General features: G+C 68.5%; 19 protein-coding genes and 3 pseudogenes. 11 read left to right on the forward strand and 11 right to left on the reverse strand.

What is annotated here, in order from left to right; translation table 11 throughout:
• Positions 1-91 precede the first annotated feature (91 nt).
• A complete protein-coding gene (locus ACIBCU_RS23085) occupies positions 92-973 on the reverse strand; it encodes an SDR family oxidoreductase (protein ID WP_399233553.1) in 882 nt (293 codons plus the stop codon).
• 88 nt (positions 974-1,061) lie between these two features.
• On the opposite strand from ACIBCU_RS23085, the gene ACIBCU_RS23090 reads away from it, so the two are divergent.
• On the forward strand, positions 1,062-1,640 hold the full coding sequence (locus tag ACIBCU_RS23090) for a helix-turn-helix domain-containing protein (protein ID WP_362940303.1): 579 nt from the start codon (positions 1,062-1,064) through the stop codon (positions 1,638-1,640).
• 191 nt (positions 1,641-1,831) lie between these two features.
• Here ACIBCU_RS23090 and ACIBCU_RS23095 read toward each other — a convergent pair whose 3' ends face one another.
• Both ACIBCU_RS23095 and ACIBCU_RS23100 read right to left on the reverse strand, forming a co-directional pair.
• On the reverse strand, positions 1,832-2,914 hold the full coding sequence (locus tag ACIBCU_RS23095) for a transposase (protein ID WP_399233556.1): 1,083 nt from the start codon (positions 2,912-2,914) through the stop codon (positions 1,832-1,834).
• Between the two features lie 113 nt (positions 2,915-3,027).
• A pseudogene (locus ACIBCU_RS23100) lies at positions 3,028-3,255 on the reverse strand (hypothetical protein); the annotation flags it as partial.
• Between the two features lie 293 nt (positions 3,256-3,548).
• Here ACIBCU_RS23100 and ACIBCU_RS23105 point away from each other — a divergent pair.
• Both ACIBCU_RS23105 and ACIBCU_RS23110 read left to right on the forward strand, forming a co-directional pair.
• On the forward strand, positions 3,549-4,385 hold the full coding sequence (locus ACIBCU_RS23105; RefSeq protein ID WP_399233559.1) for a hypothetical protein: 837 nt from the start codon (positions 3,549-3,551) through the stop codon (positions 4,383-4,385).
• Between the two features lie 291 nt (positions 4,386-4,676).
• A complete protein-coding gene (locus ACIBCU_RS23110) occupies positions 4,677-6,629 on the forward strand; it encodes an APC family permease (protein ID WP_399233561.1) in 1,953 nt (650 codons plus the stop codon).
• An 81-nt stretch (positions 6,630-6,710) separates the two neighbouring features.
• Here the strand turns inward: ACIBCU_RS23110 and ACIBCU_RS23115 are convergent.
• The 5 genes and pseudogenes from ACIBCU_RS23115 to ACIBCU_RS23135 all read right to left on the reverse strand — a co-directional run.
• A pseudogene (locus ACIBCU_RS23115) lies at positions 6,711-6,827 on the reverse strand (hypothetical protein); the annotation flags it as partial.
• A gap of 285 nt (positions 6,828-7,112) precedes the next feature.
• Positions 7,113-7,400, reverse strand: a pseudogene (locus tag ACIBCU_RS23120) (IS256 family transposase); the annotation flags it as partial.
• A 57-nt stretch (positions 7,401-7,457) separates the two neighbouring features.
• Positions 7,458-7,790: a transposase gene (locus tag ACIBCU_RS23125; protein ID WP_399233564.1), complete on the reverse strand. Its 333-nt coding sequence runs from the start codon at positions 7,788-7,790 to the stop codon at positions 7,458-7,460.
• A 197-nt stretch (positions 7,791-7,987) separates the two neighbouring features.
• The gene (locus ACIBCU_RS23130; RefSeq protein ID WP_399233566.1) at positions 7,988-9,199 is read right to left on the reverse strand and encodes an SPFH domain-containing protein; all 1,212 of its coding nucleotides are present in this window, start codon (positions 9,197-9,199) and stop codon (positions 7,988-7,990) included.
• 585 nt (positions 9,200-9,784) lie between these two features.
• Positions 9,785-10,114 carry a hypothetical protein gene (locus tag ACIBCU_RS23135; protein WP_399233568.1) on the reverse strand — a complete coding sequence of 110 codons (330 nt, stop codon included), beginning with the start codon at positions 10,112-10,114 and terminating at the stop codon, positions 9,785-9,787.
• A 316-nt stretch (positions 10,115-10,430) separates the two neighbouring features.
• On the opposite strand from ACIBCU_RS23135, the gene ACIBCU_RS23140 reads away from it, so the two are divergent.
• Together ACIBCU_RS23140 and ACIBCU_RS23145 are read left to right on the forward strand one after the other, a co-directional pair.
• A complete protein-coding gene (locus ACIBCU_RS23140; RefSeq protein WP_399233570.1) occupies positions 10,431-10,919 on the forward strand; it encodes a hypothetical protein in 489 nt (162 codons plus the stop codon).
• 77 nt (positions 10,920-10,996) lie between these two features.
• Positions 10,997-11,515 carry a DUF6529 family protein gene (locus tag ACIBCU_RS23145; RefSeq protein ID WP_399233913.1) on the forward strand — a complete coding sequence of 173 codons (519 nt, stop codon included), beginning with the start codon at positions 10,997-10,999 and terminating at the stop codon, positions 11,513-11,515.
• Positions 11,516-11,635: 120 nt separating this feature from the next.
• Here ACIBCU_RS23145 and ACIBCU_RS23150 read toward each other — a convergent pair whose 3' ends face one another.
• The 3 genes from ACIBCU_RS23150 to ACIBCU_RS23160 are packed head-to-tail and all read right to left on the reverse strand — an operon-like array spanning position 11,636 to position 13,435.
• Positions 11,636-11,818 (reverse strand): phosphatase PAP2 family protein, encoded by a 183-nt coding sequence (locus ACIBCU_RS23150; RefSeq protein WP_399233572.1) that lies wholly within the window; start codon positions 11,816-11,818, stop codon positions 11,636-11,638.
• Positions 11,819-11,841: 23 nt separating this feature from the next.
• Complete coding sequence (locus tag ACIBCU_RS23155; protein ID WP_399233574.1) at positions 11,842-11,982, reverse strand: hypothetical protein; 141 nt, start codon at positions 11,980-11,982, stop codon at positions 11,842-11,844.
• Positions 11,960-13,435 carry a competence protein CoiA family protein gene (locus ACIBCU_RS23160; RefSeq protein ID WP_399233576.1) on the reverse strand — a complete coding sequence of 492 codons (1,476 nt, stop codon included), beginning with the start codon at positions 13,433-13,435 and terminating at the stop codon, positions 11,960-11,962. Before ACIBCU_RS23160 ends, ACIBCU_RS23155 begins: the two co-directional genes overlap by 23 nt.
• A gap of 94 nt (positions 13,436-13,529) precedes the next feature.
• Between ACIBCU_RS23160 and ACIBCU_RS23165 the strand changes: the two genes are divergently transcribed.
• The 6 genes from ACIBCU_RS23165 to ACIBCU_RS23190 all read left to right on the forward strand — a co-directional run bounded on the left by ACIBCU_RS23165 (position 13,530) and on the right by ACIBCU_RS23190 (position 16,477).
• On the forward strand, positions 13,530-14,126 hold the full coding sequence (locus ACIBCU_RS23165) for a recombinase family protein (protein ID WP_399233915.1): 597 nt from the start codon (positions 13,530-13,532) through the stop codon (positions 14,124-14,126).
• Positions 14,127-14,192: 66 nt separating this feature from the next.
• Positions 14,193-14,528, forward strand: a complete 336-nt coding sequence (locus ACIBCU_RS23170) for an ArsR/SmtB family transcription factor (protein WP_399233578.1) — start codon at positions 14,193-14,195, stop codon at positions 14,526-14,528.
• 1 nt (position 14,529) lies between these two features.
• Positions 14,530-15,240 carry a cation transporter gene (locus tag ACIBCU_RS23175; RefSeq protein WP_362936901.1) on the forward strand — a complete coding sequence of 237 codons (711 nt, stop codon included), beginning with the start codon at positions 14,530-14,532 and terminating at the stop codon, positions 15,238-15,240.
• A gap of 154 nt (positions 15,241-15,394) precedes the next feature.
• The gene (locus ACIBCU_RS23180; protein ID WP_362936904.1) at positions 15,395-15,739 is read left to right on the forward strand and encodes a hypothetical protein; all 345 of its coding nucleotides are present in this window, start codon (positions 15,395-15,397) and stop codon (positions 15,737-15,739) included.
• Positions 15,736-16,182, forward strand: a complete 447-nt coding sequence (locus ACIBCU_RS23185; protein WP_362936907.1) for a MerR family transcriptional regulator — start codon at positions 15,736-15,738, stop codon at positions 16,180-16,182. The genes ACIBCU_RS23180 and ACIBCU_RS23185 overlap by 4 nt, the downstream gene beginning before the upstream one ends.
• Positions 16,163-16,477 carry a hypothetical protein gene (locus ACIBCU_RS23190; protein ID WP_399233581.1) on the forward strand — a complete coding sequence of 105 codons (315 nt, stop codon included), beginning with the start codon at positions 16,163-16,165 and terminating at the stop codon, positions 16,475-16,477. The genes ACIBCU_RS23185 and ACIBCU_RS23190 overlap by 20 nt, the downstream gene beginning before the upstream one ends.

A 16,477-nucleotide genomic window follows, 5' to 3' on the forward strand; every position in this document is an offset into this window, starting at 1 on the left:
CAATGCGTGTGCCCCGTGAACCGGGTATACGAGCCCTTTGCCAGCAACCCATTGAGCCAGCCCCAGACGGTCCCCTTCGAGCGAGGGTGCGTCAGGGCTGAATGTTTTCCAGGTCCTTGAGGAGGCTGGGGTGGGTCGGCTGCCACCCAAGGGCATCGCGGGTGTAGGCGCTGGACGCCGGCTGGTCCATGGCGAAAATCGGGCCGAACGGGCCGAAGCTCTCCTGCGGAACCTCCTCGACCGACAGGCCCAGTCGCCGGCCGATGACTGCGGCGATGTCCCGCACGGTGTCGCCCTCGTCGGCGACGGCATGCCAGGCCGTCCCGGCCGGTGCCGACTCCAGGACCAGACGGAACAGGACCGCTGCGTCAAGCGCATGCACGGCCGGCCAGCGCTGGGTGCCGTCGCCCGGGTAGCCCGCCACCCCGGTGCGGCGCGCTGCATCAGCCAACAGGCCGGCGAATCCGCCCTGACCCTCATTGTGGACCGTGCGCGGCATGCGGACAGCCATGCTGCGCAGACCACGCGAGGCGAGATCCAGCAGCGCTGTGACCGAACGGCCTCGACCGCCCACCGGTCCGTCGGTCGGCAGCGGATCGGCCTCGGTGGAGGCGCGTCCCGGCACCCAGGGCGTACCCGAGACCGTGACGATCGGGCGGTCGCTTCCGATGAGTTCCTGCCCCAGCGCGGTGAGAGCGGCGCTCTCCTCGGCGATGGACTTCGCGAGCGCATCCGGACTGCCGTAGTCGCGTCCGAACGCCAGACTGATCACGCCGTCGGACTGCGCAGCGCCGGACCGCAGGACGTCGAGGTCCGCCAGATCTCCTCGCAACACTGTGGCACCAGCGCTCTCGAGGACCTGCGCGGAGCCGTCCGAGCGAGCCAGCGCGAGAACGGTGTGACCGTTGCCGAGCAGTTCGGTGACGACAGCGGATCCGATGGTTCCGGTACCGCCGGTGACAAAGACGTGCATGAGCCCTCCTCGAAAGTGATGGGACCGTTGTCCCATCACTGACTCTACACGGTGACGGGACAGCAGTCCCATCGCCTATCCTGGTCTCATGGCTAGATGGCAACCAGGGGCGACCCAGCGACTCGTCGTCGCGGCCGTCGACCTGTTCACCGAGCAGGGTTACGACGCCACCACGGTGGCGCAGATCGCCGAGCGCGCCGGCGTCACCAAGAGCACCTTCTTCCGGCACTTTTCCGACAAGCGCGAGCTACTGGTCGCTGGTCAGGAGACGCTCAGCAGGCTGCTTGCCGACGGCATCACCGAGGCTCCGGCGGACGCCAGCCCGCTTCAGGCGGTGGCAGTCGGCCTCGAGCGCGCATCGAGCGCCATGGGACCGACGAACCGCGAACTCGGCCCCCGCCTCAAAGCAGCGGTGGCAGCCAGCACAGAACTTCAGGAGCGCGATGCCCTCAAGAGCATCGGTCTCGCGGCCGCCATGACAGCCGCGCTCATCGCCCGCGGTGTCCCCGAATCGACCGCGCATCTCGCGGGCGAGCTGGGAGTCCTCGCGTTCAAGCGAGGCTATGCCCAGTGGTCCGAAAGCCCTCGTGATGACGCAGAAGGACTCGCGCCACATGCACTGGCAGCCTTGGAAGACCTGCGTGCGGCAACTGCATCGCTGGGCTGATCGATGCCGCCGGCCGGGCCCTGTCGGCGCCATGGGTACTGCGCCCGTCGACCGTCTCCTACGCGCCCTGCTCGTCCTGACAAACCTCGAAGTCAACCGCTGACAGATGATCTACTGCGCAGACTGTCTGTCGCCCACGACCAGCGTGAGCACCCCGCGAGCCGGTCATGCCAGCCCTTTGACCTGCGGCTTCAAGTTGGCGGAGGCTCAGTGACGGCAGTGAGGTTGAGGCGTGCGCCCATGTCGAGGTTGACCTCGCCGTACGGGCGTACGTGGGACCAGAACAGCGGGGTCAGGCCGCGCTGGTCGGCGGGCGTGAGCAGGTCGGCCCACTCCGGTTCACCAAGGACGTCCTGGAGCATGAGGGTGTTCACGTAGACCAGGGCGGATTGCAGGATGCGCAGGCACAGGACGAACATCTCCTGCTCGTCGCGCCGGTTGGAGGCGATCTCCCCGCCCTTACCGTAGGCGATCACGGAGTTGGCGCCGTTGGAGGACTCCATCACGTTCAGGCCCTCCTCGATCTCCCGCTGGAGGTCCCGAAGCCGCAGGTAGCGGGCCACGAAGATGGTCTTCTGGGCGCGGCCGACCTCCAGCATCGCCGCGTAGGTGGGGTGTGAGGCGTTGCGGGTGAAGCGGTGCAGGATTGCCTCGGTGGACGCGGTCCGAGTGCGGATCGCGGTCGCGTACTTGATCATCTGGTCGTACTGCTGGGTAATGAGTTCCCAGCGGATCGGGCGGGTCAGCGCCGGGGTCAGATGCGGGTAGGCGTCCGGCTCGCCGGCCACCGGCCGGTACAGCTTGACCTTGTTGATCGGCTTGATCCTGGGCCGCAGGTCGAAGTTCAGCAGTCCCGTGATGCCGAACCCGATTTCCGACTGGCCATGCGAGTCCGTGTAGTTCGCCTCGACATCCATGGTGGTGCCGTGTCGCATGGCGCCCTCGATCATCGCGGCGACCTCGGAGGCGGTGCAGTTGATCAGCTGGGAGTGGATGGCCAGGGACTTCTTCTCCACGTGCCAGTAGATGAGCACTCCGCGGCCGCCGTAGCGCGAGTGCCACTCGGTGAACAGGTTCTGGGCGTAGGCGCGGACGTGCGTGGAGTCGGAAGCGACGGCGGTCGAGCCCTGGCCCCACAGCTCGGTGCTGCGGGCGGCGAAGGTGGCGTTCGCGATCTGGACGGCGATGGCGCGGGCAGCTTCGGCGGACAGGTAGCGGCGCACTGCCCTGGGGACCCCGTCGGCCACCCGGTGGATCGACGGCCCCGAAGTCACCCGCCGTCGATGGCGGGCCTTGGTCAGCGACCGACGCCAGCACCTCCACCCCACCCGGTGACGCACGACGGCCCCGCCGGATGAGACGGGGCCGCGCTCCTACCGGCGCATGCTCAGGACGTGAGGTCCAGGACCCGGACCGGTTCGCCGGCCCACCGGGCCGGTGCAGTCGTCGCGATGATCGCCCCGTCCGGGCGGTCGGGGGTCGGCTGCGCCGCGTACTGACTGTGGGCGGCCGCCCAGGTCTCCTGCCGCGCCACGGCCAGCGCCGCGGCAAGGTCCAGATCCAGGACGGTGATGCCGGGCAGGGAAGCCAGGTGCTCCGCCGTACCCGGCCGCGCACATCCCCGCGGGCGCGGGGAGCACTCTTACTGAACTGGGAGTTTGTCATTTGGAAGAGCCGTTCCGCACTACTTTCACCGACTCCGACAAAACAACTCTTTGCCCATAGAGACAGGCAAATCACCACACATGGCGCGTACTTGTCAACGCCGACCACCCGCGGGGTCCGCCTCCGCCCGCCGCCTGTCCAGTTCGGCTTCAGCCGGGTGCCAGGCCGGCGAACCTCGCTGAGGACTGCGACCGGCTGTCCCGGGCGGCCTTCGAAACACTGCACCACCGCTCCGAGCACCGCATGAGCGGATCGGACCTCCAGCAGCTGGCGCGCTGGACAGCCATGCAGCGCCTGCTGGCCGGCCGCGTCCTGCTACAGGTCGCCGGAGAACTGCCGGACGAGGCTGCTGCGGCCCTTCGGGAGAGTGCGGGAGCACTGCGCGGATCCGCGCAGGCCTGGCAGAAGTCCGCAACGGCGTGGCACCGGATCGTGGACATCGCCGACCCGCGATCCCACCCCAAGCTGCCCGCTCCAAGCTACGAGATCGTCGGCCGCGGAGAGGTGGTACGTCTGCCACGGGTCATCCCCCACCCCTGCACCCTGATCGCCCACACCCCAGCAGTCCGAGTGGGACAGCTGCTGTACGGACCCGAGTGGCGGCCGGAAGCCGCGACCCGTCCCGACCCGCGGGAAGGCACGGAGATCCTCGCCGACGCGCGGGGCGCCGGAGACCTCGCCTCTGCCCTGTACCGGCTGCCCGCTGCGGGCTGGCAGCTCGCTCTCGCCGCACCACAGGCGGTGAGCCTGGCACGGGGTGGTCTCGTCACCGACGTGCCCGAGCACCAGACTCCCGGGCGGAGAAACCATCGGTTCCGCCCGATCCGCATGCACCAGCTGGAAACGTTGACCCACTCGTACAAGGCTGTCCTGCCCGCAGAGCAGGCATCGGCGGAGTCGCTTCTGAACGTAGCCGGACAGGCCGGCGTGCCGGTGCCCCGAGCCCTGCTGGATGCCGCAGCACACCGCACCCTGGCGGCCGGCCTGGATTGGGGGCAGGCCCGGAAACCGGTCAGAGTGGATCAGCCCGGACTACGGGCGCCGCAGCCGCAGGTACGGCAGCGGCGGAGGAGTTTGTAGGCACTGCCTGTACGAAGACGGGTCCTCCCAGGGGGCAGCCGCGGCATCCACGAGAACGACGCGGGCCCACCGATTCCGTCCATGCTCGTCACGCCGGCTGATTGCCATCGAACCCAGGACGATCGATCTCGTGAGAGCGTCAGAACTTGTTTCTAATCGTGGTTGAGGAGTGGCCCCGGTTCTGCGCAGAGAGGGGCAGCGTCAGGGAGAAGGGCCGCCTGGCGAGTATGTGTGAGTGCCTGCCGGTGGTGCCTACACAGTCCTGGAGTTGCCGCCGGTTCTGATGGTCGCATGACCCTTGATCGGCCGATGTACCGCGTCAAGCGGCGGCTCCTTGGCAAGCCGCTTACCACGGAACGTGTCAGTGAGGAGAAGCTGGGCAACCGGACGGCGCTCGGTGTGCTCGCGTCCGACTGCATCAGTTCGTCGGCCTATGGCTCCGAGGAGATGCTCCGGGTCCTCGTGCCGGTTGTCGGAGCAGCCGCCTTCACGATGGTCATGCCGGTGACCGGTGCGATCCTGTTGGTGTTGCTGCTTCTGACGCTCTGCTACAGCGATGTCGTCACGATCTACACCCGGGCCGGCGGCTCCTATGTGGTGGCCCGGGAGAACTTCGGGCCAAACGTCGCGCAGGTCGCCGCCGTCGCCCTGCTGGTCGACTACATCGTCACCGTTGCCGTCCAGGTATCGGCCGGCACGAACGCGCTGATCTCGCTCGCCCATCTGGTCGGCAATGGCTGGACGGGGCTGGATCATCTCCAGTTGCCGGTCTCCGTGGCGGTGATCGTGCTGCTGGGGTACGGAAATCTTCGCGGAGTCCGCGAGGCGGGCCGGATGTTCGCGCTGCCTGCGTATCTCTTCATCGCCGCAATGGGCCTGGTCTTCCTCGTCGCGGCGGTGCGCGCACTGACGGGCGAGCTGCCGCATGCTGACCTGAACGCTCATGGTGTCGTGCCTCTGGGGACTCCCGGCGACGGCTGGCTCTACGGTGCGTCGCTCTTCATCGTGCTGCGTTCCTTCGCCAACGGCGGCTCCTCCCTCACCGGGCTCGAAGCGATCTCGAACGGCATCTCCGCCTTCCGCGAACCGCAGGGCCGCAACGCCCGACACACCCTCATCACCATGAGCTGCGTGCTCGCCGTCCTGGTCCTGGGCGTCTCCACCCTCGCGCATTTCACCCACGCCGTCCCGTACACCGACGGGACCCCAACCGTCATCGCACAGGAGGCAAGGCTCGCCTTCGGAAACGGAACGGTTGGGACGATCGGGCTGGTCTTCGTCCAGCTTGCGACCGCGCTGGTCCTCTACACCGGTGCCAACACCCCCTTCACCGGGTTTCCGTTCCTGGCCAGTTTCGTCGCACAGGACCGGTTCTTGCCACGGCTGCTCACCCGGCGCGGGCACCGGCTGGCCTTCTCCAATGGCATTGTCGCGCTCTCCGCTCTCTCGCTGGCCCTGCTGCTCATCACGGGCGCCAGCGTGGACAAGCTCGTGGCCCTCTACGCGATCGGCGTGTTCACCGCCTTCACCATGGCAGGCGCCGGCCTCGCCGCCCACCACCTGCGCAGACGTGAGCCACTGCGCCGGGTGAAGATCGCGGTCAACGCACTCGCGGCGATCGTCTCCGCCGCCGTCGTGCTGATCTTCGCTGTCACGAAATTCACCGAAGGCGCTTGGCTGGTCGTCGTGGTCTTCCCGCTCGGGGTCTGGGTACTGATCCGGATCAACCGCGAGTACCGTCGCGAGGCCGCCGCCCTGGAACGGCTGCCCACGGGCGCGGACCGGCCGCGTACGCGCCGCCACCAGGTCTTCGTCCTTGTCGAGACGCTGGACCTGGCCACACTCAAAGCCTTGCGGTATGCCCACGAGCTGCGGCCTGACAAGGTCCGGGCAGTGCACTTCGCGATCGACGAGACACACGCACGCGGGCTGTCCGCCCTCTGGGCGTCGACGTCCGCGACCTCGGCCGAGCTGGAACTGGTGGCCTGCCCCGACCGCCGACTGCGTCACGCGATGCGGGAACTGGCCGTCCGGACCACCCAGGACGGTGACACATCCCTGACGGTGCTCGTGCCCCGGCGGATGTACGCCAACGCCCTCGGTAAACTCCTCCACCGCGGCACCGGCGAGAAGATGTCGAGGACGCTGGAGCAACTGCCGCACGTTGCAGTCACGATCCTGCCGTTCAACGCATCGCACGCCATGCAAGCTCTGGAATCGGATCGCCTGCCCGACATGGACTGAGTGGGGCAGCGCGGGTCCTGATGAGGGCTGTCCGATTGCATCCACGCCCGCCACCCCGCGTGGCATGTATGGGCTCATTGATCACCGATCGCCTCCGTAAGCCGTCGATACCGCCAGTGAGACGCGGACGTTGATGCCGATGAAGCGGGCCGGGACGGAGTACTTGTTCTGCCGGACGGTGATCCGGGGTGTCTTGTCGACCCTTCGGCGTCAGTGTCAGCCCGATGTCGAAGTCCTCGAACGGCAGCTGGGCCAGCAGCGGGGCCTCGTAGTCGAAGTCGAAGCCCACCGAAGTCGGCCGGTTGTCGATGCGCCGGACGTCTTCGGCGATCTCGACCTGCTCGATGCATTTAACCGTTCTCGCTGCGGTGTGGCCGACGACAATCCAGTGATTGAAGGACGAGCGCAGCAAGAGGCAGCGCCCAGCTCCCCTCGCTGGTTTCGCAGGAGGCGCCCATGCACCGCCCACGGCGCATCAGACTTCGTCAGCCGGGTCACCGTCGCGGGCGAGAGGCCGGCCGAGGAGCCCAGGAACTGCTCCATCGCGGGCACGAAGTCCCCGGAGGACAGTCCGTGGAGGTAGAGCAGGGGCAGCACCTCGCTGATCTTCGGGGACTTGCGGCACCACGGCGCGAGGATCTTCGACGAGAACCGCTTGCGCTCACCGGTCTCCAGGGCCGCGGCTAGCATCCGCCGGGCACCCTCGCGGACGATGTCGTCCATCAGGGAGCCGGTCTCGGTGGTTCCCTCGTTGTTGACTACGCTGAGCACGGGCGTGCCTTCCCAACCCGCGGTGCAACGCGGGTCTACTCGGTGACCATCAATCGATCACTCGGGAAGGTACGCCCTCCGCATTCCGCGAAGCACCCCTCCCGAGGCCGATCCACAAGTCCTGAGCATTGCTCTCGCCCGTCGCAACTCAGCCGCTTCTTTGCGGAGTTGCACGAGCGCCGCCCGCTCGGCGGAGGTGAGCAGGTCGGGACGGCTGCCGTGGTCGGCCTCGGCCTGGCGGACCCACAGCCGCAAGGCTTCCTTATGGATCCCGAGATCCCGGGCCACGTGGGCGACCGGACGGCCCGAGTTCTGTACTTCACGGACGGCTCGCTCACGGAGCTCGTCGGGATACTTCCGGGGTGCAGGCATCAGACCTGTGCTTCCCATCTGCCGGATCAATCATGCCCGGCTTCAGGGCCGCTACGAAACCCGGTGCAGTTCAACGGTGGCTGCCTGCGGAGCGCAGGGGTGTGATGAGGCGGGCTTCGCCGATGGCACGGAGCAGGGCCGCGGGCCAGGCGAAGTACTCCTCGCCGAAGCCTCCCCACCGCAGCCCGTAGAGGGATCCGGCTACGGGACGGCCTCTACGGGGTCGGACCGGGAATCCGCAGGCTCCTCTTTCCGTTGACGGCGGGATTCTTCGTGTTCTGGAGTGAGTCAAGAATGGCCAGGCCCTGGCCCACCACGCCTGCGGCCATCTGGTTGACACCCTCGGTGCCGTTGAGAACGGTGAGGCTGGCTCCCGATATACCACGGGCGGCGGCGTCGGCAAGGGCCGGCAGGTTCTCCACCACACGGTTGGCGGCGATCAGTTCCTGGTTGCCGTCGCGCAGCGAAAGGGCACGGGCGGTGTTCGCGTCGGCCTGGGCCTGCGCGAGTGTCCGCTCGGTGTAGGCGTTGCCGTCCGCCTCGAACTTGGCCCTGTCCCGGGCGGCTTCGGCCAGGGTGCGCTGTCGGTATGCCTCTGCGTCCGCTGGGCGCCTGACGTCTCCTTCGAGGCGCTGGCCCGCCAGTTCGGCCTGGCGCTGGGCGAGTGATGTCTGTTCTTCGATGACCTCGTGGGACGCCCTGGCCTGGGCAAGCGGTCCGGCCTGGGCGGCTCGGGCGTTGGACTGCTCGGTCTCGGCGAGGAACCCGGCCCGCTTGATCGCGGTGTCCCGCTCGTACTCCGCCTTGAGGGCGGCCGCCTGCTGTTCGCGTTCGGTCGCCTCCTGGTCGGCCTTGGCCTGGGCGATTCGCGCCTGGCCGGCGACTGCGGCGGCGTGCGGAGCGGCGAGATTGTTGATGTAACCGGTGGCGTCCTCGATTTCCTGGATTTGGAGCGCGTCGACGACGATGCCGAGTTTCTCCATCTCGCTGTGACTGCCCGCCATCACTTCCTGGGCGACCCGATTTCGCTGCCGGATGATCTGTTCGACGGTCAGTCCGCCGACGATGGACCTGAGGTGTCCGGCGAAGATCCGGCCGACAAGCTCCTCCATCTGTTCCTGTTCGGAGAGGAAGCGGCGGGCTGCATTAGCGATCGAGACCGCGTCGTCACCGACCTTGAACACGCAGACCGCGCGCACACTCAGCCGGATGCCCTGCTGGGTGACGCAGTCCTCCGCGATTTCCGCTTCCCGCAGTGCCAGGGACAGCATGCGTGCCTTCTGCTTCACAGGCAGTACGAAACTGCCGTGACCTGTGACGATACGGAACTGCGTTTCTTGCGCCTGCCGTTTCGTACCCGATATGAGCATGGCCTCATTGGGCGCGGGGACCTGCCAGAACAGCATGGGAGAACTCCCGTCGAACATCGGGACGCAACATACTTTCCAAGGCCATGTGCAGGACCACTCAGGAAGGCAGCAGCTCGACCATCACCGAGCGCGCCGAAATGGAGTCGACGACAATGACCCGCGTACCGCTTGCGAGAGGGGTGTAGGTACGCGACCACGCCGCGTAGGTCTCCGAGCCCCCGCGCACAGCCACCAAGACTTCACCCGGTCCGTCCGAAGGAATCCCTACGGTGATTCTTCCGATCGCTCCGACCGGGCTCCGGGAGGACTCGTCAACGTTAGGCATGGGCCCTCTCGCCGGGCATACATCTCATGGTCACAGGCGATCACCTCCGGCCCTCTCATCAATCGAGAGCGCCCACGACACATCAGCCAACGACAATTCCCTCAATGCCTTCACAGTACTCCAGCCCCTCCGCCGGGGCGCGGCGTCAATACCCGCCTCCGGTCTGATCGGCCCGGCCGATGACGCTGTTGCCGGACACGTCGACCACATATCGGTGGTCACCGAAGGCGCCGGAGCCCTGGCCACTCACGACGCCCTGGGGGCAGGTGACCTGTCGGCGGTCGTAGTCGATGTGGAAGTCGTCCCGGCCGAAGCCTTCATTCTGGCGATGCTGGCGGGTGGGGCCTTGGGCTTGGTGGGGTTCTTGCCCAAGTGGACCGGTCGGCCGTAGCGGCGTCCCACTCCTCGTCGACCAGCTCGTCCAGCAGGTGAGGGGAAGTGCCGGCGACCTCTTCCGGTACGGCGCGTACCTCGGTGATTAGCTCCAGGCGGGTCAGGTCGCGCACCGCGGCCAGGACATGGGTGCAGTCGGTGCGCTGTGTGGTGCGCTCACGCACCAGGCCGGACTCCTTGAGGCGGGCCAGCGCGAGGTCGAGGAGGCGGTCAGCACGGTCGCCTTCGTCGAGACGCGGCTGCGGGTGACCCATTCGGTCTCGTCGAGCAGCCTGACGCACACGGCCTCGCCATCCGCAGGAAAACCTTGCGCCCAAACCGGCGGGACCGCTGGTGGACCTCGCGGTGCCGTATGGCCCGTAGCGGACAGGCCGGCAACGGCGGAAGGGGACTGGGCGGCACGGCGGTGGACAATAGAGCGGAAATCGGGTGGCGCGAAGGCCGTCTTCCTTGCGCGCGGGCTCTTCGGAGTGCCTCCGGGTGAGTGGTCTTGACGAGGATGCAGTGAGCGGACGGGCATAGGCGGGGACAGACAGAGGGCCCGCCGCACTCTCGTCCATGGAGCCTTCGATGAAACGCACCGCCACAGCGGCCACCTGTGCCACCGCACTGTTCGCCGCCGTCTTGACCGGCTGCTCCGACAGCACCTCGGGGGAGGGACACGGGCCCACCGCCTCCACCGCCTCGCCTTCGGCGCCGGCCACCGTGGACACGAAGTCCGCCGGCAAGCTCGGCAGCATCCTCGTGGACGACAAGGGCAACACCCTCTATCTCTTCCTCGCCGACAAGAAGAACAAGTCGAACTGCAAGGATGCTTGCGCCAAAGCGTGGCCTCCCTTGCTCACCAAGGGGGCTGCCAAGGTCGGCAACGGCGTGGACAAGAAGCTGCTCGACGTCACCAAGCGTTCCGGCGGTGACGAGCAGGTCACCTACAACGGACACCCCCTCTACCACTACGTCGGCGACACGAAGCACGGCCAGACGAACGGCCAGGGCCTCAACCAGTTCGGCGCCGAGTGGTATGTCCTTGACGTCAAGGGCAATAAGGTCGAGAGCTGAGTCGGCTGAACCACACGGGTTCGCAGCGCGGCGACGACGGCGGCAGGAGCCTCGCGCCCGTCGCCGTACTCGCCGTCCTGGCCCCTGTCGCGGCCGGGGTCGGGATCTACCTCTTGGGGACCCACCACACACCGAACTACGACAACGGACTCTTCGGTGAGCACGGCACTGCCGCAGTCGACCTCAAAGCCCGACTCAGCACCGCACTACTCGGCCTCACCCTCATCCAGCTCGGCCTCGCCCTGTGGATGTACGGCCGCGTGCCAGGCGCCCGCTCCGCGCCCCGATCGGTGCCGCTGGGACACCGCGTGCTCGGGTTCCTCATCTTCCTCTTCTCACTGCCGATCGCCTACCACTGCCTTGTGACCTACGGGATCGAGACAACATCCCCACGGGTCACGATCCACTCCTTCGCCGGCTGCGCGCTCTACGGTGCGTTCGTGGCGAAGGTGATCGCCGTGCGCAGCAGGCGCCTGCCCGGCTGGCTCCTTCCGGCGATGGGCGCCCTGCTCGTGCTCGGTGTGGCCCTCCTCTGGTACACCGCCGCTCTGTGGGCCCTGAACGGAGACTCAGCACCAGGATTTACCTCCGTCTGAGGGAGCGGCCCCGGGCCTCGCCTACGTGGCGGACCGACCTGTCCTGTCCAGCGCACGCGGTGGCCCGGAGCGGTTGCGTCCTGACCGCGCGCGGGGCCGCCGCGGCTGATGTGCGACGGGTTACGCCGCGGCCAGCAGAGGACGCAGTGGGCCCTCCTTCAGACGGGCGGCGAACGCGCTCTGCCTGCGCCTCACCGCCCAAGTGGCGAGGAGCGCGACGAGGGCGCCGACGGCGAATCCGATGAGAACATCGTGCGGATAGTGCACCCCCACCCATACCCGGGAGGCCGGAGTAATTGTCAAGAGTTGTGGATCAGTGGGGTTGTTCAGGCTGCGGTGACTTCGGGGCGTTCGACGAGGTGACCGTTCTTGAAGCGGGCGCCGTTGCGGACGAGGGCGACGAGGTGGGGTGCGGTGATCGCGCGGCCCTGGCTGGGCGGCTGCCTAGCGGTGTCGCCACAGAGCATGCAGCGTTTCTACGTCGGCCTCAAGGACGTCTCGGAGGTCTTCGAGATGATCCGGGAGATCGATCCCGAGGCGTGCAGCGGCCGTTCTAAATGCCGGAATGATCGTTGGGTCGGAGACGGCGAGGGTCGTCGACAGCAATGGCTCGTCCTTGGCTGTCTCGCGGTCGACCTGGTACAGCAGCTCAGCTTGGTCTCCCGGCGGGAGCTTGGGCATAGCGGCTGCCCCGATCTTCAGCCGTGCAGCATGTGCCTTCTCCTGCTCGGTCAGGGCGTCAAGTCGTTCAGCGGGTGGCGGCGCCTTCTTCGGTCTCGGGGCAGTGCTGTCGGGGCTGGTGCGGCGTGGGGCCGGCAGTCCGGCGCTTACGGGGCCGCTGCGCAACCGAGGTTCGAGGGGCCGGACGGGGCCGGTTCGGGTCTGTACACGGCGCAGTTTCGGTGTTGATCGCTTGGGTGCTGGGCTAGGGCGGAGGCCGACTCCGCGTTCCAGGCGCAGGAGGGTGTCGCTGGCGGCGCGCATGAGTTCGTTCTCTTCCAGGGTTGCGCCCTGGCGGGTGGCCGCTTCTGCGCGGTCCGGGCACAGGCGGATGCGTGTGACGCTGCGGCCGGCTGTGGTGGCTTCCTCGAGTTCGCGCATGGCGGTGGCCCGGTCGTAGCCCTGGGGATCGTTGACTGCGCCGCCGATGACGGGTGCGGCGGTCTGCGGTGCGGATTGTGCGGCGGAGCGTTGGCCGAGGAGGCGCCGTGAGGCGCGTTGGCGGTGGACTTCTTCGACGCCGGGGGTGGTGAGGCCGTCGGGGGTGAGTTCGCATTCGGTCAGCTCGTACCAGGTCGTGCCCCCGTAGGTTTTGGTGCCGATCTGAGGGCGTCGGCGGGTGCCGTCGGGGACGCAGCGGACGAGGTTGACGTACCCGTGGCGGAGCAGGGGGCTGTCCAGGTGCTCTGCCATGTTCTCTGCGATCAGGACGTGGGGGATGTTCTGGTCGCCGAGCTGGTGGCGGTGGTCGTCGGAGAGCAGTACCCGAAGCCCGGTTCCGTCCTGTGGGGTGAACCGGACGGAGCCGGCTACCGTGCCGTCCGCCGCTCGCTCGATCTCGGCGGTGGTGGGATTGTCCTGGTCAGCGAGCCAGCGGAGCAGGTTTTGTTTGATGTATAGGTGGTCTGCGCTGGCCACCCCTGAGGCCGTGCGCCTGCACTTGGACGCGATGCTGGCGTGCGGGTGATGAGCAAAGTGGCAGGCCCGGCTGGTACAAAGTCGGGTAGTGAGCTGCTGCCCGCAACCGCCCAGCCAGAGGCCGCACCAGTAGGTCTCGCCAGCTCGCCAGCATGTTGGCGCCTGAACTCGTCGACCTCGATGGCCTCCATGGGCAGAACAACCGGCGACTCCGAATCGGGGGCGCCGGTCACCGCCGTCTGTACCCGCCGCTTGTCCAGGCCCATACGACCTCCAGCTCACCAGAAACAGGGCGCCCGCCCTGCAATCAGCTCGGGCCGCTGGCCCCGAGCCCGACCCGGGCCTGCTCGCCGCGCTGGAGCGTACCGGCGACCGGATCGGCTACGCCCGGGTGTCCAGCAAGGGCCAGGACCTCGCCGGACAGGTCCGCGCGCTGAAGGAAGCCGAGTGCGTCCGCATCTACGTCGAGAAGGTCGGCACCCGGGAGAAGATCCGGCCCGAGTACAACGCCGCCCTCGGCGACCTCCGCCCGGCCGACACCCTCACCGTCACCATGCTCGACCGCCTGGGCCGCAACATGGTCGAGCTCATCACCAGCGCGCAGGACCTCGCCGAGCGCGGCCACCGCCTGGAGATCCGCACAGGCCCCCTCGCCGGCATCTACGACCCGCACGGCGCGGGCAAGGTCCTCTTCGTGGTCTTCGCCGCGATGGCGGAGGTCGAGCGGGAGTTCATCCACGAACGGACGCTCGTCAGGCTGGACACCGCCGCGGCGAACGGCAAGCACGGCGGCCGCCCGCCGGCCGTCGACGGCGACCTGCTCGCCGTCGCCCTCGCCCGCCGCGACGCGAAGGAGTCCGTCACGCCATCGCCGCGCACCACGGCGTCGGCCCGCTCCACCCTGTACCGGACACTGGCCGCGTACGACGAAGCCGCCGCCACGGCGTCGGGCTCCGTCCGGGCCGCCCCCTGACCAGTCCACCACCACCTCAACAGTTCAGGATTCCCTGAATTCATTGTTATCTGTACTGTCGGGTGGGTGCTGACTGTTGCTTCCGACATCGAGGTGCTGGCCCGCTTCGGCCGCGCGCTCGCCGACCCCATCCGCTGCCGGCTCCTGCTCGCGCTGCGCGAGGCCCCGGCCCACCCTTCCGACCTTGCCGACGCCCTCGGGATTTCCCGCACCCGGCTGTCCAACCACTTGGCCTGCCTGCGCGACTGCGGCCTGGTCGTCGCCGTCCCCGTCGGGCGCCGGACTCGCTACGAGCTGGCCGACGAACGCCTCGGGCACGCTCTCGACGACCTGCGCAACGCCGTGGTGGCGGTCGAGGCGGACAAGTCCTGCCCCGACGCGGAGACGAAGGGCTGCTGCTGAGATGACCGCGATATCCCTCGGGCCCTCCCCGGCCCGCCGCGAGGTGCTCGCCCGCCGCATACGGCTCCTCGTCGCCGCGACCATCACCTACAACGTCATCGAGGCGGTCGTCGCGATCACCGCCGGGACGATCGCCTCCTCCACGGCGCTGATCGGCTTCGGCCTGGACTCCGTCATCGAGGTGTCCTCCGCCGCCGCGGTCGCCTGGCAGTTCTCCGCCCGCGAGCACGCCGTGCGCGAGGCCCGGGAGAAGACCACCCTGCGGATCATCGCGGTGTCGTTCTTCGTGCTCGCTGCGTATGTGAGCGTCGATGCGGTCCGTGCGCTGGCCGGCACCGGGGAGGCCGAACGCTCCGTCCCCGGCATCGTGATCGCCGCCCTCTCCTTGGCCGTGATGCCGTTCCTGTCCGCCGCCCAGCGCAAGGCCGGACGCGAAATCGGCTCCGCCAGCGCCGTCGCCGACTCCAAGCAGACCCTGCTGTGCACCTACCTGTCCGCCGTCCTGCTGGTGGGCCTGGTCCTCAACGCCACCCTCGGCTGGTCGTGGGCCGACCCGAGCGCCGCCCTGGTCATCGCCGCCATCGCGGTCAAGGAAGGCCGCGACGCCTGGCAGGGCAAGGGCTGCTGCGCGGCCCCGGCCGTCGCCATCTCCGCCCAGCGACATGAGACGGACGCCTGCGGCTGCCGCCCCGGCTGCGACTGCTGCAACTGACGCCGGGTCTCCGGGCCCCCGGCAGGCTTGCAGGGGTGGGCGGCCAGGACTGCTGCCCACCCCTCGGGTTGCATCCGGTACCCAGGTACAGGTTTACCGTCGGAGATGTCCCCGCCTTCCACCGTTCGGGGACGTGGTGACGGGAGTGAGCGTGATGAGTGACCTGGAATGGGTGCCGCAGTCCTGCACCCTGCCGACGACGGAGCGGCCCTTGCGGGTGGCGGAGTGGGACGCGCTGTTCACCGAGCAGCTGACAGAGATGTCCCGGCCGGGACCGCTGCGCCTGCGCCTGGAGCTGGCCGGCGGCGCCGGGTTGGAGGAGCGGGTCCGTGACCTGGCCGAGCGAGAAAGCGGCTGCTGCTCGTTCTTCACCTTCACCACCACCGCCGGTGAGGCTCGGGTGCACCTGGACATCGCGGTGGACCAGGCGCACGAGCCGGTCCTGAGCGCACTCGCCAACCGGGTCGACACCTTCGCCGGACCCGGGGAACGGCCGTGAGCGAGGGCCTGCGCAGCGGTCAGGTCGCCGAGGCGGCCGGGGTGAACATCCAGACCCTGCGCTACTACGAACGCCGCGGACTGCTGGCCGAGCCGCAGCGCAGCACCGGTGGCCACCGCCTGTACGGCGACGACGCGGTGACCGCGCTGCGCGTGATCAAAGCGGCCCAGCGCCTGGGTTTCACGCTGGACGAGGTCGCCGAGTTGCTGGAAACCGGCCGCCACCGCCACGGCCGCCCGGTCTCCGGTCTTCAAGAACGCGCGAAGACCAAGCTCGCCGAAGTCGACGCGAAGATCGCCGACCTGACCACCATCCGCACCGCGCTGGCCGACGCCCTCGCGGCTGGCTGCGACGACCTGACCGCCTGCGCCGGCAGTGCCTGCTGCCCCATCCCCTTCACCGACCTCGCCGAGGAGAACCGCCATGCCGGCCCCTGCTGCTGACCCCCGCCCCCATCGCGCCCCGAAGGCGCTCGGGGGCCTTGCCGCCCTGGCCTGCGTGGCGTGCTGCGCGCTGCCCGTCCTGATCGCGGCGGGTGTCGTGGGCGCCGGTGCCGGGGCGGTGGTGGGCTGGTTGCCCGCCCTCGCCGCCGTCCTGGTCGTGCTCGCAGCCGGAACCTGGTGGTTCGGCCAGCGCCGCCGCTCCTGCGCCTGCGGGCCGAAGGCTGCTGGTGGGGACGGGTGCGGTTGCAAGGCGTCCGGTGACCCGCTGAAGATCAGCGGCGCGGACCGTCGGTAG

The organism is Streptomyces sp. NPDC051064, assembly GCF_044455985.1.
GTDB lineage: Bacteria > Actinomycetota > Actinomycetes > Streptomycetales > Streptomycetaceae > Streptomyces.

Coding starts and splice junctions, on each gene's coding strand:
- ACIBCU_RS23105 (WP_399233559.1), top strand. CDS start 3,549: ATGAGCGGATCGGACCTCCAGCAGCTGGCGCGCTGGACAGCCATGCAG.
- ACIBCU_RS23090 (WP_362940303.1), top strand. CDS start 1,062: ATGGCTAGATGGCAACCAGGGGCGACCCAGCGACTCGTCGTCGCGGCC.
- ACIBCU_RS23130 (WP_399233566.1), bottom strand. CDS start 9,199: ATGTTCGACGGGAGTTCTCCCATGCTGTTCTGGCAGGTCCCCGCGCCC.
- ACIBCU_RS23175 (WP_362936901.1), top strand. CDS start 14,530: ATGACCGCGATATCCCTCGGGCCCTCCCCGGCCCGCCGCGAGGTGCTC.
- ACIBCU_RS23125 (WP_399233564.1), bottom strand. CDS start 7,790: ATGGGAAGCACAGGTCTGATGCCTGCACCCCGGAAGTATCCCGACGAG.
- ACIBCU_RS23180 (WP_362936904.1), top strand. CDS start 15,395: ATGAGTGACCTGGAATGGGTGCCGCAGTCCTGCACCCTGCCGACGACG.
- ACIBCU_RS23085 (WP_399233553.1), bottom strand. CDS start 973: ATGCACGTCTTTGTCACCGGCGGTACCGGAACCATCGGATCCGCTGTC.
- ACIBCU_RS23155 (WP_399233574.1), bottom strand. CDS start 11,982: ATGCTCTGTGGCGACACCGCTAGGCAGCCGCCCAGCCAGGGCCGCGCG.
- ACIBCU_RS23190 (WP_399233581.1), top strand. CDS start 16,163: ATGCCGGCCCCTGCTGCTGACCCCCGCCCCCATCGCGCCCCGAAGGCG.
- ACIBCU_RS23135 (WP_399233568.1), bottom strand. CDS start 10,114: ATGGGTCACCCGCAGCCGCGTCTCGACGAAGGCGACCGTGCTGACCGC.
- ACIBCU_RS23110 (WP_399233561.1), top strand. CDS start 4,677: ATGACCCTTGATCGGCCGATGTACCGCGTCAAGCGGCGGCTCCTTGGC.
- ACIBCU_RS23140 (WP_399233570.1), top strand. CDS start 10,431: ATGAAACGCACCGCCACAGCGGCCACCTGTGCCACCGCACTGTTCGCC.